At 67.9% G+C, this 14,002-nt stretch carries 11 protein-coding genes; 5 read left to right on the forward strand and 6 right to left on the reverse strand.

Translation table 11 applies throughout. The features are described 5' to 3' along the window. Positions 1 to 52: 52 nt before the first annotated feature. From D0C15_RS26905 to D0C15_RS26930, 6 genes are all read right to left on the reverse strand, one after another. Positions 53 to 1,516, reverse strand: coding sequence for an aldehyde dehydrogenase family protein (locus tag D0C15_RS26905; protein ID WP_116050863.1), 1,464 nt, complete (start codon positions 1,514 to 1,516; stop codon positions 53 to 55). A 28-nt stretch (positions 1,517 to 1,544) separates the two neighbouring features. Continuing rightward, on the reverse strand, positions 1,545 to 2,642 hold the full coding sequence (locus D0C15_RS26910; protein ID WP_116050865.1) for a Zn-dependent alcohol dehydrogenase: 1,098 nt from the start codon (positions 2,640 to 2,642) through the stop codon (positions 1,545 to 1,547). Next, positions 2,639 to 5,101 (reverse strand): AMP-binding protein, encoded by a 2,463-nt coding sequence (locus D0C15_RS26915; protein ID WP_116050867.1) that lies wholly within the window; start codon positions 5,099 to 5,101, stop codon positions 2,639 to 2,641. The genes D0C15_RS26910 and D0C15_RS26915 overlap by 4 nt, the downstream gene beginning before the upstream one ends. Next, complete coding sequence (locus tag D0C15_RS26920) at positions 5,098 to 5,907, reverse strand: gamma-glutamyl-gamma-aminobutyrate hydrolase family protein (protein WP_245976286.1); 810 nt, start codon at positions 5,905 to 5,907, stop codon at positions 5,098 to 5,100. The genes D0C15_RS26915 and D0C15_RS26920 overlap by 4 nt, the downstream gene beginning before the upstream one ends. Further along, positions 5,904 to 7,169, reverse strand: coding sequence for a glutamine synthetase family protein (locus D0C15_RS26925; RefSeq protein WP_245976288.1), 1,266 nt, complete (start codon positions 7,167 to 7,169; stop codon positions 5,904 to 5,906). The genes D0C15_RS26920 and D0C15_RS26925 overlap by 4 nt, the downstream gene beginning before the upstream one ends. A 97-nt stretch (positions 7,170 to 7,266) precedes the next feature. Then, entirely contained in the window at positions 7,267 to 7,947 is a 681-nt protein-coding gene (locus D0C15_RS26930; protein WP_116050871.1) for a hypothetical protein, read from the reverse strand. 232 nt (positions 7,948 to 8,179) lie between these two features. Here D0C15_RS26930 and D0C15_RS26935 point away from each other — a divergent pair, with 232 nt between their 5' ends. From D0C15_RS26935 to D0C15_RS26955, 5 genes are read left to right on the forward strand one after another with little or no spacing between them, the layout of a single operon-like run. Continuing rightward, positions 8,180 to 9,613, forward strand: a complete 1,434-nt coding sequence (locus tag D0C15_RS26935) for an APC family permease (RefSeq protein WP_116050873.1) — start codon at positions 8,180 to 8,182, stop codon at positions 9,611 to 9,613. Further along, positions 9,610 to 9,972 carry a hotdog domain-containing protein gene (locus D0C15_RS26940; RefSeq protein ID WP_116050875.1) on the forward strand — a complete coding sequence of 121 codons (363 nt, stop codon included), beginning with the start codon at positions 9,610 to 9,612 and terminating at the stop codon, positions 9,970 to 9,972. The genes D0C15_RS26935 and D0C15_RS26940 overlap by 4 nt, the downstream gene beginning before the upstream one ends. Positions 9,973 to 10,023: 51 nt before the next feature. Continuing rightward, the gene (locus tag D0C15_RS26945) at positions 10,024 to 11,550 is read left to right on the forward strand and encodes a flavin-containing monooxygenase (RefSeq protein ID WP_116050877.1); all 1,527 of its coding nucleotides are present in this window, start codon (positions 10,024 to 10,026) and stop codon (positions 11,548 to 11,550) included. Further along, complete coding sequence (locus D0C15_RS26950) at positions 11,547 to 12,608, forward strand: alpha/beta hydrolase (RefSeq protein WP_116050878.1); 1,062 nt, start codon at positions 11,547 to 11,549, stop codon at positions 12,606 to 12,608. The genes D0C15_RS26945 and D0C15_RS26950 overlap by 4 nt, the downstream gene beginning before the upstream one ends. Next, positions 12,605 to 13,993, forward strand: a complete 1,389-nt coding sequence (locus D0C15_RS26955; protein ID WP_116050880.1) for a flavin monoamine oxidase family protein — start codon at positions 12,605 to 12,607, stop codon at positions 13,991 to 13,993. Before D0C15_RS26950 ends, D0C15_RS26955 begins: the two co-directional genes overlap by 4 nt. The last annotated feature ends 9 nt before the right edge of the window (positions 13,994 to 14,002 follow it).

Genomic DNA, 14,002 nt, shown 5'->3' on the forward strand with positions numbered 1-14,002 from the left:
CGATCCGGTGGGAGGCCCGGGGCCGGCCTCCCACCGATGGTGAGTGCTGTTGTCACAACGGCAGCTCGGGCGAGTCCACACCGACGACCCGGTCACCACAGAAGACGCGCACCGACTCCGCCGACCCGTGGCCGCCGATACCTGCCGGACCCCAGAAGCTCTGCGCCGAGTCGTCACCGAGGTCGGCGATCTTGGCGCCATTGACGCGCACCTCGCCGGACAGGATGCGGGAGCCGATCTCGATGGCGCGATCGGTGTCGGCGCCGAACACATAGGCGTCAAGGCCTGAGGGATCGGCGTTCGCGACGCGCAGCGCCTCTTCGTCGGAGTCCACGGCGTGCAGCGACACCACTGGACCGAACAACTCGGCGGTGGCCGCAGCGGCATCGGCGCCCACGGCGATCGTCGGCGACATGAAGAAACCGTCGAGCTCGGGCAGCTGGGCGGGCTGACGGATGCTCGCCCCGAGTTCACGCAGCCTCTCGATCCTGCGCTGCAGAGTCTGGAAGTGCGGCGCATTGGAGATCGGGCCGATGTCGGCGTCCTCGTCGAGAGAGTGACCGACGACGAGCTTGGAGATCCGCTCGGTCAACGCCTCGAGAAGAGGGTCGACCAGACCCCGGTGCGCGAGGATCTTGCCCGGCCCCTCACACCACTGACCGTTGAGCTTGGTCATGCCGTCGAGGATGCCGTCGGCGGCGACGTCGAGATCGGCATCGTCCAGCACGAGCACCGGATTGTTGCCACCGAGCTCCAACTGCAGGACCTTGAAGTCCTCCGCGCCGGCCCGCGCGATGGCACGGCCAGCACCCGGTCCGCCGGTGAACGAGACGATCTTGATGCGCGAGTCGGCGGTCAGCGTCGCGCCGACGCCGCCGGTGCCGTGCACCAGCTGAAGCGCACCGCTGGGCAGGCCCGCCTGGACGAAGCACTCGACGATGATCTGCGCGCTACTGGGCGCGTGCTCCGAGGGCTTGAGGATCACGGGGCAACCCGCCGCGATCGCACTGGCGATCTTGGCTGCGGGGATGAAGCTCGGACCGTTCCACGGCGTGAGGATCGCCGCGGGCCCCCACGGCACCTTGTAGAGGCGGACGTCGCGGCCGCCTGCTGCCAACTCGGTAACGCGCGGAATGTTCAGCAGGTCCGACGCCGACGCCCGAATCCTCGCGGGCAGGAACGCCGCGACCTTACGTGTGACGCTGATGGGCGTACCACTGGTCAGCGAGTCCGCCCGCGCGATGTCCTCGGCTCGGGTCTCGATGATCTCTGCTGCGCGCTCGAGCATGGCGGCGCGCTCACGCCGGGCGTCCTCGTCCCAGCGGCCGATGTCGTACACGCGCTCCGCGTGCCGCAGCGCACGCTCGAGATCGTCGGGTGCGGTGGTGACGAGGCGGTGGACGGGCTCGCGTGTGTTGGGGTCGACGTTCCACGCGTCCTTGACCGTCTCGCATTCGCTCCAGTCGTCGGCGACGTAGTTCACCGGCTGGCGGATCGTGATCTCGTGGCTCGCCATGGAACTCACCTCTGCGTTCATTGTTCGGTCAGGACTGGAGGTCGACGACGATGCGGGTGACGTCACCGGACTTCATCGCCTCGAAGCCCTCGTTGATCTCGCCGAATCCGATGACGCGCGTGACCATCTCGTCGAGCTGCAGCCGTCCCTGTTGGTACAGGCGCGCGAGCTGAAGGATGTCCTGCCGCGCCTGGCCCGAGCCCATGTATGAGCCGATGAGCCGCTTCTCCTCGAAGAAGAAGTCCGACGCCGGGATACTGAGTTCGGTGCCTCCTGGCGCGATCCCGACCAGGCAGGCCGTGCCCGTCGGGCGCAGGAGGGCCACGGCCGTCGCCGCGGTGCGGGCGGAACCGACCGCCTCGAAGGCGTAGTCCACCCCGTCACCGAGCTGGCGGTGGAGTCCCGAGACCGTGTCGCCGTCCCCGCCGTTGATGACGTGGGTGGCGCCGTAGCCGCGCGCGGCCTTCAACCGATCCTCGTCCAGATCGATGGCGACGATGGCCGAGGCACCGGCGAGCCTGGCACCCTGGATGATGGCGGAGCCGACACCGCCGCAGCCGATGACAGCGACCGTGCTGCCCGGTCGCACCTGAGCGCCGCGGAACACGGCGCCGACACCGGTGATGACGCAGCAGGCCAGGAGGCATCCGACGTGCAGCGGTACGTCGCCGGGGAGCCTCACCAGCGAGTTCTCGCGCATGAGGACGTGCTGTGAGAACGCCCCGATATCGCCGAGCCGCTCGACCGGCCTGCCGTCCGTGGTCTGGAACGCGGGCCGAGGGCGACGGCGGATCTCCGCCACGCGCTGGCACTGGGTCGACCGTCCCGCCTCACAGTTGGTGCAGCGGCCGCAGGAAGGTGTCAGCGCGCCGACCACGCGGTCGCCGGGGTGCAACCCGGCCACCGCCGAACCGACCGCCTCGACCACGCCAGCCACCTCGTGCCCGACCACGACCGGCAGCTCGGTCGGCACCGTTCCGGTCATGTAGTGCAGGTCGCTGTGGCACAGCCCCACGTTCATGACCGCGACCCGCACCTCGTGCGGCTCCGGGTCGTCCACCCGAATTGTGGTCAGCTCGAGCGGCTCGTTGATCGCGGTCAGTACCGCGGCCTTGGTGTCGATCATGTCGGCCTGTCTTCTCTCGTTGGTCTGTTGCGGGTGGTGGGCGATTCCGGTGCGGGGTACGCGCGGGTGCTCCTGGCCGTCAGGTAGCCCTGGATGCCGGTCGTGAGCGCACCGCTGTCCCACGACGCCTTCGCGGCCACGTCCTCGCGGGCGAAGGCCTGCTCGATCTCCTCGAACAGGGGACGCAGGAGCGCGAGATGGAGGGCCGTCGTGTTCCCTTCGGGGGTCCACTCGATGACGGTGTCGACGGCGCGGTCGACCAGGATGTCGGGTTCGACAATCTCGTCGAGGAGCCCGATCCGCAGGGCCTCCTCGGACCGGATTCGCGGGGACCCGAGGACGATGCGCATCGCGTGGTTCCCGACGAGGCGCCTCAGTAGCACGCTGGACGCGTTCGAGATCGTGATGCCCCGGCCGTTCTCCGGCTGGTAGTACTCCGTCGCCGGGGTGCCGATGCGAGCGTCGCAGCACAGGGTGATCTCCGAGGCTCCCCCGACCGCGATGCCGTTGACAGCCGCGATGCAGGGGACCTGGGTCTCCAGGATGGCCCGGGTGATGTCGTGGAAGCTCGCGAACGCCTCATGGAACTCGGCGTCCGTGGAGGGCGCGCTCTGCAGATCCTCCCCCGCGGAGAAGACCCGCCCCTCGCCGGTGAGCACGATCCCGCGCACGCTCTCGCCGGTGCCGAGTTCTCGGATGACGGATGCCAGCCGCAGCCGAGTGGCGACGTCCATGGCGTTGAGCTTCTCGGGACGCCGGAGCGTCAGTACCGCGACGCCCCGGACGACGTCGACGTCGAGAAATCCTCCGCCGGATGCGGCCGCTGTTCTGTTCCGTCGTGCATCGAGGTCGTGGGTCACGCCGGAATCGCCTGCGGCGCGGGCCTTGAGGGCAGGCTTGGAGACGCGTTCGGAGGGCGTCCGGGGGAAGTCGGCAACGAACTCGACGTAGCGCGGCACCTTGAAGCGGGCGAGTTCCTTGGCGGCGCGCTCGACGATCTCCTCCGCGGTCGCACGATCGGCCGGAACGCCGGCGGCCAGCTGGACGAAGGCCTTGACCTCCTCGCCGAGCGTCTCGTCGGGCTCGGCGACGACCGCGGCCGAGACCACCAGGTCGTCTCGTTCCAGGGCTGCCTCGACCTCGGCGCTCGCGACGTTCTCGCCACCGCGACGCACCATGTCCTTGATCCGTCCGACCAGTTGGATGCCGCCGTCGGGGCGACGGACCACGACGTCACCGGTGTGCAGCCAGCAGTCCCGCCGGACCTGGGCAGTGGCCTCGGGCCGGTTCCAGTAGCCGTTCATCATCGGTTTGCCCGCGACGATCAGCTCACCCGGCTCACCGTCGGGCACCTCGGCGCCGTCGGGGTCGACGACGCGGACCTGCTTCGTCCGCACCGGGCGCCCCAGGCTCCCGCTGCCCACGGCGTCGGTGTCACCGAACGCGCTGAACAGGTCGATCCCGGATTCGGTCATCCCGTAGACCTCGCGCCACGGTGCGCCCCAGCGCTCCTCCAGCTGGGCATGAAGACCGACCGGAATGCCGGAGCACAACACCATGCGGAGGTCGTTGTCGCGGTCGTCGGCGGCAGGTGTCTGCTTGAACAGCAGCGTCGGCATCGATCCGAGGACGTAGCAGAAGGTCGCGTGGTGCCTGCGCACGTCCGCCATGAAGTTCGACGCGGAGAATCGGGGCAGCACGACCAGCGGGGCGCCGAGCGTGAGGGCCAGCGCGGTGTTCCACTGTGGATCCATATAGGAGAACGGCTGCGCCGTCAGGAGCACGTCCTCGGTCCCGAGCCCGGTCGCCGCCGCACAGATCCAGCCCAACCGGACCCAGTAGTCGTGGGTGAGCATGCACGCCTTGGGAAAACCGGTCGTGCCCGAGGTGTACTGCAGGTTCGCCAGCGTCCCGCCGTCGACCGGCACAGCTGGAGGCGTCGCCGGAAACGGCTCCGACCCGTCGTCGGCGACATCGACGACCCGGACGCCGGCAAGCCCGTCCTCATCCGAGATGACGTCGGCAACCAGGCCGGAGCGCTCGGAATCGGTGAACACGACGCGTGCCCCCGAGTCCCGGAGGACGAAGGCGAGGTCGGCCCGCTGGTAGGAGCAGTTGATCGGTACGGCGACCGCCCCTATCTTCAGCGCGGCGAGCCACGCCAGCGGCCAATGCACGACGTTCGGGAGCATGATCGCGACACGGTGGCCCGGCTGGACGCCGTCGACCTCGATCAGCCGGTGCGCGAGCCTGGAGGTCCACTCGTCGATGTCGGCGAAACTCCAGGACCATTCGCCGAAACGCAGGAACTCCCGGCCCGGTGAGTCCCGCACACGCTGCGACAGCAGCTCGGTCAGCGTCGGAAGGGCGGGGTCATCGCCCGCCCGATCGGGCTCCACGACCGGGCGGGGACCCGGGCGGTCGCGACCGGCCTGCTCGGCTGCCACGTTCGCGGTCATCGCAAGCTCCTCCGTATCTCTTCACCGTGGCGGTCCGCCAGCAGCGTCACCGCGGCCTGGACGATCCACGTCATCGCCGGGTCGGCACTTTTCATCCACTCCGGATGCCACTGGACTCCGAGCACCGGAGCGCCTGGGAGCTCGACCGACTCGATCACGCCGTCACTCGTCCGCCCGGTCACGACCAGACCGGTGCCGCAGCGGTCGACGGCCTGGTGGTGCCAGGAGTTGGTTGTCGCGTGCTCGCCGAACAGGTCGGCGGCGATCGAGCCCTTCTCGAAGGTCACGAGGTGATCAGCGGTGCCGTCGGTGGGCGCGGCCTCTGCCGACAGGTGACTCACCGAGCCGGGCGGAAGGTCGGGGACGAGCGTCCCGCCGAGGGCGACATTGAGCACCTGCATGCCGCGGCACACACCCAGCACGGGAATGCCCCGCTCCAGAGCGGCTCTGGCGAGCGCGAGCTCGTAGGAGTCCCGAGCCGCGTCGTGCGCCATCGGGTCCATCCGTGGATCGATGTCGCGGACCACTACCGGGTCGCCACCCGAGTACGCCGGATGGACGTCCTGTCCGCCGGTGATCACGACCCCGGACAGCCATTGGCTGACGGCCGTCGCGTCGGTGTCGTAGGACAGGTGCACCGGAAGCCCACCCGATTCCGCGATCCGGCTCGCGAAGTCCGACATGTAGCTGTCGAGGCAACGATCGCCGTACCGCTCGTCGGCTCCCTTGATCAGACTCAGCCGGAATCGTCGACCGGTGATGCCGATCAGCGGCCTCATCACCTTGGCCTCCTCATGTGTGCTCACGGGAACTCGAAGTAGCGTGTGGACTCCCACTGCGAGAGTTCGGCGAACGGATCGCCGCCTTTGGTGTGGAACTCCATCCACTCCCATCGTCGTGACGCGACCCAGAAGTCCACGAACTCGTCACCGAGGTACTCGCGCAGGAGAGGATCAGCGTCCAGGGCCGCACCGGCCTTCGACATCGTGTTGGGAATCCGGGTCACTCCGTCGTCGTCGGGCAGGCACCATGCCATGTCCGTGACCTGCTCCGGTGGCTCGATCTCCCGCTCGATGCCGGCCAGTACTCCGGCCAGCACCCCGGCCAGAGCGAGGTATGGGTTGACGTCGGCACCGGGCAGCCGGTACTCGAGGCGCGAGTACTTGGGGTGACCAGTGATGGCACGCACCGCGGCCGTCTTGTTGTTCACGCCCCAGCTCACGACGGTGGGCGGTCCGGTGAAATCCACCAACCGCCGGTAGGACGTGATCTGCGGTAACGCGATCGACGTGTTGCCCTCCATAGTGGACAGCAGTCCCCCAACCGCATGTCGCATCAGCTGGGACGGGCCGTCCTCGGCGAAGAACTGGTTCACTCCGTCGCTCCGGAGCGACAGGTTGATGTGGGCGCCCTGTCCATAGCCGGCCGTCGGCTTGGCCATGAAGGTCACCGCGTGGCCCTGCTCGAACGCGACCTCGCGCATGACTTGCCGGGCCCTGGCCCAGGAATCGGCCAGCGTGATCGGATCGTTCGGCGCCAGATTCAGCTCCGTCTGCCCGGCGGCGGCCTCGTCGGTCCATGCCTCCCACTCGATGCCGACACGATCGAGGCGGTCGACGACCGCTTCCATGTAGTCGACCCAGTCCTTGGACCTCGCCAGGTGGTACGTGGCTCCCGTGCTGCCGCCCAACGGCGTCAGATCCCGGTACCCGAGCTTTCGCGCCTCGTGGATGGACTCCTCGAACAGGGTTGCTTCGATCTCCACGGCAATGGTCGCGGTGTACCCGAGGGACGCGAGTCGATCCACCAGCTTCCGCACGAGGTTCCGCGGGCAGATCGGCACGGGCGAGCCGTCCTTGAGCCAGTAGTCGCCGATGACCGAGTCCAGACCCGGCTTCCACTCGACGAGGGTGGACATGTCGGGGACCAGCTGAATGTCGTAGAGGTTGCCGCGCCAGTCCGGAAAGGCATCACCGAGGACGATCTCGTTTCCCAGGTCGATCGCGAACAGCAGGTCGGCGAAGGCGAAGCCCGCATCCTTGCCCGAGGTGAATTTCGTGATCGACACGTTCTTGCCCAGAAAGCTTCCGTCGTGGTTCGTCGCTTCGAGGCGAACGGCGCGCGGGGAGCGCGAAGGAGCAGTGCCCTGGGTGGGCTGAGTGAGGTCAGATAGCAAAACGAACCCTCCATGAAGCGGCCGTCATGACCGACATCTGCGACAACGTGCCCTTGACCCGCACACCGGCCGCCAAGGAGGCGACGAAGTCGTCCGCCCCGCTGCAGACACCGGCGAGAAGGTCGGCAGGTCCCGCCATCAGGTACTCGGTCGACCCGTCGCCGAACTGACCCCGCTCCGGGCCATCGCGGCCATCGGCGTCCACGATCAAGACTTCGGGAATGCCCGGGATTCCGCGAGTCACCTCCCAGAAGTGGCGGGCGGCCTCGCGCCAGTGCGGTAGCGGCGGCCTCAGCGCGCGCAAGGTGCCGGCGGCCAGGGCCGCATCACCGGTGGGCGTCTGCGTCGATGCGAAGCGTGCCCGCAGATCGACGACGACCGCCGAGTCGGGCTCGACCAGGACTCCGCTGGTTACCTCGATGGTCTCGCCATCGAAGACGATCGTCGCGGCCTGCGGCGTGTCGTGGGAGCGCACCCCCACGGTGCCGACGGTCTGTCCGAAGAACTCGTGCGCGTGACCGATTCGCGACGAGTCACGCAACGTGCGCCCGATCAGCCGGACAAGCGGACTCGCATCATCCTCGATCGTGATCGGGGAGGTCGAGCCCTCCCTCGCGGGCGCCGCGGGGTACCTCGCAGGCACCTCGGGGAACGTCATGATCTCGGTCATTCCTTCGGCCCTTTCGACCTAGGCGGATAGCGATCATAGTTAGTCATATGACTCGATCGCTTGACGAAGATGATGGGGACCCCCTCGCGCGTTGTCAACAGCCATGCCGGCAGGGCCCTTGCGTCAAGTGCCCGCGCCACTCTTGACGAGGCATGGACGTTGCCACACACTGAATCATCTGACTTAATCAGTTGACCTACTAGCCCGCTGTGTCGCCAGGAGATCTCCCACGATGAGCAACCCCATTGAGGCCGCAGACTGGGCCGCACCCGACGAACATCACGAGGTGGCCGGGCTCGACGATGGGCACCTCAGCCGAAGCCAGCTCGTCGGCTTGGCGCTGGCGTCCTATATCCCACCTGTCGGCCTGGCGTCCGTCCCGGCCCTCATGCTGGCCACCGCAGGCAACGGCAGCTGGCTCGGAGCGCTGATCGCCGCCGTCGCGACCAGCCTGGTCGGGCTCTCGATCATCAGCTTCGCCCGGCGCTTCGTAGTCACGGGCTCGCTCTACTCCTACATCTCCCGCGTGTTCGGTCCCTGGGCCCGGATCCTCACGGGAGCTGCGCTGTTCCTCGGGTACATCGCCCAGGTCGGAGCCATCTCTTTCCTCGTCGGACTCTTCTCCGGAAGCTTCCTGCTCTCCCTGGGCATCGGATCAGGGTTCGACGTGGGGGTTCAGATGATCATCTATAGCGGTGCCGTGCTGATCGCAGCGGCCATCGCCTATCGCGGCCTCGACACGTCCGTACGGTCAGCGGTCACCCTCGCGATCGTCTCGGTCCCGCTGATGGTGGTCATCACTGTGACTGCCGCCGTGAGCTCAGGCCTTGACCTCGGAACGCAGTTGTCCCTCGAGGGAGCCACCACCAGCGGCATCTTCCAGGGTGTCGCCGCCGGTGCGGTGTTCTTGGTCGGCTTCGAGAGCAGCACAGCGCTCGCCTCGGAGACACGCGATGCGAAGCGTGCGGTACCGCTCGCCGTGATGTGTGTCCCGCTCGGCCTCGGCGCCCTGTACGTGGTCGCGACCGTCCTCCAGGTGCCCGCGCTGCTGGCCGCGAGCGACGCGTTGGCGGCCGGAACCTCTCCTGCCGCGGCACTCGCCGTCGAGGGCGGACTTGGCAGCACCGTGGCCACAGCCACCGACCTGGTCCTCGCGGTCGCGACGTTCGCCGCGTTGATCGGATTCGTCAACTACGGTTCCCGGTTCGTGGCGACCCTCGCCACCGACCGGTTGATGCCCGCGCGCACCGGCCGGATCCACCCTCGCTACCAGAGTCCCGCGACGGCCGTCGTCACGATCAGCGCTCTCGGTCTCGGCGCGATCCTCATCTTGGTGGCGCTCAACCCGGACAACATCGTCAACGTCTACAACTCGGTGGCGACGCTGATCGTCTACTTCTGGGTGACCCCCTACCTCTTGATCTGCGCCGGTGCCGTGAAGCTGCTGGCCCGCGAGGGCCGACTCAGCCCGCTGGCGGTCGTCAGTTCCCTTGTCGGTGCGGCAGCCATGGCCTGGATGTATCTGAATGGCCTGATCAATCCGCCTGCCTCACCGCTGGACGCGATGTCGTACGTCGCCCTCGTCGCCCTGGCCGTGGTCTTCGTGGTCTTCCTGGGCATCGACCTGATTGGCCGATCCCGCCGCACCGAACCGGAGCTCTCATGAATGTCATCCATCAGCGCTACGTCGCCTACTCCGCGGCTCACTACGCCGGCAACCTCGTCGACGGGGCGTTCGGTCTGGCGCTGTTCGGCGACGCCGGAACTCATCTCGCGATCGTCACCGACGGCCACGAGAGCCTCTTCGCCGGGTACTCGTCCGTGGAATTCCTGTCGCCGGTGCGCGGCGGCGACGTCATCGAGGTCGAAGCGCGACTCGCGGCGAAGGGCAACCGGAGCCGGACGATCGACTTCGAACTGCGCATTATCGCCCGAGCCATCGATGAGTCGGGCAGGGCGGAAGTCCTTGCCGAGCCCATCATCGCCACCCGCGCCCGCGGAACCGGCGTCGTACCCGCCCCCTGACTGACGACCCACCGGGTCTGACGACCGCACGAATTGAGAAGGAAGTGCACTATGAAGCGCGCAAAAGCGACGGAGTCGGCTGACATCGTCATCATCGGCGCCGGTCTCTCCGGCATCGGTGCAGCGAAGTACCTGACGAGCGACTTCCCCGACAAGAAGATCCTCCTGCTCGAGGGCCGCGACGCGGTCGGCGGCACGTGGGACCTGTTCAGGTACCCGGGCATCCGGTCCGACGATTCCGTGCACACCTACGGCTACGAGTTCAAGCCGTGGCTGCACAAGGAGGCGATCGCCGACGGCCCGTTCATCCGCGACTACATGGCCGAGACCGTCACTGAGTTCGGGCTCGACAAGATCCTGCGGCTGCGCCACCGGGTCACCGCTGCCGATTGGTCCAGCGAGGAGGCGCAGTGGTCGCTCCAGGTCACCGCGACCGACGAAGCAGGCAACGAGACCCGGAACGTCATCAAAGCCGGGTTCGTCTTCAGCGGCACCGGCTACTACAACTACGAGGCCGGCTACGAGCCCGCCTTCGAGGGTCGCGCTGACTTCCAGGGCGACATCCTCCACCCGCAGCACTGGCCGGAGGACTACGACTACAGCGGCAAGCGCGTGGTCATCATCGGCAGCGGCGCGACCGCCGTGACGATGCTCCCCGCGCTGCTGATGGGCGATGGGGCGGCAGCCCACGTCACCATGCTCCAGCGCACCCCGAGCTACGTCGCGTCGGTCCCCCGGGTGGACAAGCTCGCCCAGAGGCTCATGAAGCTCCTCGGCGTCCAGCGCGGGTATGCCGCCACGCGGGTCAAGAACATCTGGTCCGACCACTTCATCGTGACGGTGCTCTGCAGGTTCCCGAAGTTCGGGCGCAACCTCCTGCGTAAGTGGACGGCCAAGGAGTTGCCGGCCGGGTTCGACGTGGACACCCACTTCGCGCCTCCCTACAACCCCTGGGACCAGCGCCTGTGCGTCACCCCGGACGGAGAGTTCTTCACCGCGATCCGTGAGGGGAACGCCGACGTGGTGACCGACCAGATCGAGCGGTTCACCAGCGAGGGCATCCTGCTGAAGTCCGGCCGGACGCTGGAAGCTGACGTCATCGTCACCGCGACCGGCCTCGCCATGCAGATGCTGGGCGGCATCCAGCCCACGATGGACGGCACCCCGGTCAGCATCGGCGACACGGTGCTGTATCGCGGCGCCCTGATCTCCGGCGTGCCCAACTGGGCCATGATGCTCGGCTATACCAAGGCGACCTGGACCCTGCGTATCCGCAATGTGAGCCGCCTCGCGGCAGACGTGATCCGCACGATGGAACAGAAGGGCTGCGACATCGCCGTGCCGGTCCCGCCGGAGGGCATGCCCACCGTCGACCTGCTCGACCTCACCGCAGGCTACATCCAGCGGTCGAAGCACGAGCTGCCCCGCCAGGGCACCGGGCTCCCATGGCAGATGCACACGACGTTCGTGAAGGACAACCGGCTGTTCAAGGGTAAGCAGTTGGTCGACAAGAACATTCGTTTCTCCGTCCGGAAACCCGCGGCCGCTGACCTCACGAGCGTGGGGGCCGACTCATGACCGCAGCGCGCCTCACGTTGAGCCGGCGTCTTCAACGGACGTTCGTCATCGCCCTGAGCCGCATCCCGGCCCCGCTCGTCAGGCTGCTGGTACGCCCACCGGTCAACAGCGCCGGCGATCACATGGCTCCCGACGTCGCCCTCCTGATGAAGCTCACCGAAGCCGGTGACGACTACAGCGACCTGTCGGCGACAGCCGCCCGGGAGGTGACCGAGCGCGACGCAGCCTTGTTCGCCGACCGTATCGACCCTTGTGCGGTCGAGCAGGAAGTGGAGCTCGCCAACGGGCTGTGGGCGACCCGGTACGGCTCCGGCAAGCCCTCCCGAGGTTTGATCCTCTTCTTCCACGGCGGCGGATTCGCTCTGGGAAGCCGCGCCAGCTACGCCGCCCCGGCGCGGATGCTCGCACAGGGAACTGGCGCCGACGTCCTGTCCGTCGAGTACCGGCTCGCACCCGAACACCCCTTCCCTGCGGCGCACGACGATGCACTCACCGCGTGGCAGTACGCCATCGAGCACGCGGCTGACTGGGGTATCGACCCACGCCGGATCGTCGTCGCCGGTGAAAGCGCCGGAGGCAACATGGTCGCGGTGCTCTGCCAGCGGCTTCGTGGCCAAACGGTCCAGCCGATGGTGCAGGTGCTCATCCAGCCGGTGACCGACATCTCGCGGCGGCGGCCCTCCCGGGACGAGTTCGCCGGATCCCCTGCGTTGTCGGCCAAGCAGATCGGGTGGTTCATGGGGCATTACCTACCCGAAGGAACCGACCATCTGGATCCACGGGTCTCTCCCTTACTGGCCAGCGACCTGACAGGTCTCCCCCGCGCCATCGTGACGGTCGCCGGTTTCGACCCGCTCCGCGACGACGGACTCGCTTACGCCGCCGCGCTGACGGCACACGGGGTACCGGCCGAGGTGATCCACGAGCGCGAGCTCGTGCACGGCTACATCTCCTTCACGGCGATCAGCCCGAGCAGCAGGGCGGCCACGAGGCGACTGGTGGGAGCCATCGCCGCGGAGCTGAACGAGCGTCAGCAGCATGTCGGGAGCAGCACATGACCGGAGCCACCCACGAACTCGAGGCAGAAGTCGTCGTGGTCGGTGCCGGCATCGCCGGGTTGATGGCGGCGAGCACACTGTCCAATCGGGACGTCATCGTGCTCGAAGCTGCCGGTCGGGCCGGGGGGCGAGTGGAGTCGGTTCGCCAGGGCGACTACTGGATCAACCTCGGCACCCAGTTCACCGAGGGAACAGGACCGCTGATCGAAGCCCTCGAACGCCACCAGATCACCATGGGAACGCTCGCGGGCAAGAAGGTGGCCCTCTCGCTCCACGGGAAGCAGGTCGACACCTCCAATCCGTTCGGCCTGATGGTCCGCTCCCGGATGAGTTTCATGGACCGGGTCGGGCTGGCGGCTGTCGGCTCCCGCATCCTCGCGGCGGTGCCGTTCCTGGAGCTGAACCCGGACAACCGCCTGGCGAAGCGGATCCGGGCGAAGCTGGACGCCCGATCCGCGTCGTACGTGCTTCGTGGAGTCAGCTCCGAGGTCGCCCGGGACATGGTCCGATCCTGGTCCGGACAGTGGATGGGATGCGAGCCGGAGGAGACGGCGGCGACGCAGTTCGTGATCTCGATGGGGATACTCCTGACGGACCCGGCGAAGGTTCCCAACTTCGCCCTGCCGGAGGGGGGAAACCAGACCCTCACCGACATCCTGGCCGCCGACCTCGGCGATCGGCTGCGACTGAACTCACCGGCGAAGTCCATCGAGTGGACCGAGGACGGCGTCGTCGTGGAGTACGAGGACGAGAACGGACCGGGGCGAATCCGTGCCCGCCGGGCGATCGTGGCCGTACCCAGTGACGTGGTTGTGCAGATCATGCCCGGCCTCCCGCCCGAGTACCGGGCGGCGTTCAACGACATCCACTACGGCCGGTACGTGGTGGTGGGCTTCTTCACCCACGAGGATGGGCCGCAGCGGTGGGACGACTACATCGCCGTGTCGACGCCCCAGCTGTCGTTCCAGGCGATGTTCAACCACGCCGCGGCCCTGCGCGGTCCGGGCCCACGAAAGCCGGGCGGCGCGCTGGCCTGCTTCGCGGGCGGCGCCGTGGCCGACAGGCTGTTCGAGCTCAGCGACTCCGAGATCGTCTCCCGGTTCACCGCAGACCTCGTCGAGCTCTATCCCGAGCTCGAGGGGAAGCTCGGCGAAGGGGTCGTGCGGCGGCACCGTCGGGTCGTCCCGTTCTGGGCGCCCGGTGGACGCGACTCACTGCCGACGCTGCGCCGGAACCTCGGCCCGGTCCACCTGGCCGGCGACTACCAGCTCGACATGCCCTCACTCGCCGACGCAGCCGCATCGGGTGAGCGCGCCGCGCAGCAAGTTCTGGCGAGCCTGTCCCACTCGGGTGCGCTCGCGTCCGACCCCACCATTCCCGGTTGACCCTCGCGA

The organism is Amycolatopsis palatopharyngis (genome assembly GCF_003385185.1).
In the GTDB taxonomy this organism is placed as follows: Bacteria; Actinomycetota; Actinomycetes; order Mycobacteriales; family Pseudonocardiaceae; genus Amycolatopsis; species Amycolatopsis palatopharyngis.

What these genes read in the sequence shown, in the direction of transcription:
- D0C15_RS26940 (WP_116050875.1), top strand. Translation starts at nt 9,610, where the DNA reads ATGAATGTCATCCATCAGCGCTACGTCGCCTACTCCGCGGCTCACTAC.
- D0C15_RS26915 (WP_116050867.1), bottom strand. Translation starts at nt 5,101, where the DNA reads ATGACCGCGAACGTGGCAGCCGAGCAGGCCGGTCGCGACCGCCCGGGT.
- D0C15_RS26905 (WP_116050863.1), bottom strand. Translation starts at nt 1,516, where the DNA reads ATGGCGAGCCACGAGATCACGATCCGCCAGCCGGTGAACTACGTCGCC.
- D0C15_RS26935 (WP_116050873.1), top strand. Translation starts at nt 8,180, where the DNA reads ATGAGCAACCCCATTGAGGCCGCAGACTGGGCCGCACCCGACGAACAT.
- D0C15_RS26910 (WP_116050865.1), bottom strand. Translation starts at nt 2,642, where the DNA reads ATGATCGACACCAAGGCCGCGGTACTGACCGCGATCAACGAGCCGCTC.
- D0C15_RS26955 (WP_116050880.1), top strand. Translation starts at nt 12,605, where the DNA reads ATGACCGGAGCCACCCACGAACTCGAGGCAGAAGTCGTCGTGGTCGGT.
- D0C15_RS26950 (WP_116050878.1), top strand. Translation starts at nt 11,547, where the DNA reads ATGACCGCAGCGCGCCTCACGTTGAGCCGGCGTCTTCAACGGACGTTC.
- D0C15_RS26930 (WP_116050871.1), bottom strand. Translation starts at nt 7,947, where the DNA reads ATGACCGAGATCATGACGTTCCCCGAGGTGCCTGCGAGGTACCCCGCG.
- D0C15_RS26945 (WP_116050877.1), top strand. Translation starts at nt 10,024, where the DNA reads ATGAAGCGCGCAAAAGCGACGGAGTCGGCTGACATCGTCATCATCGGC.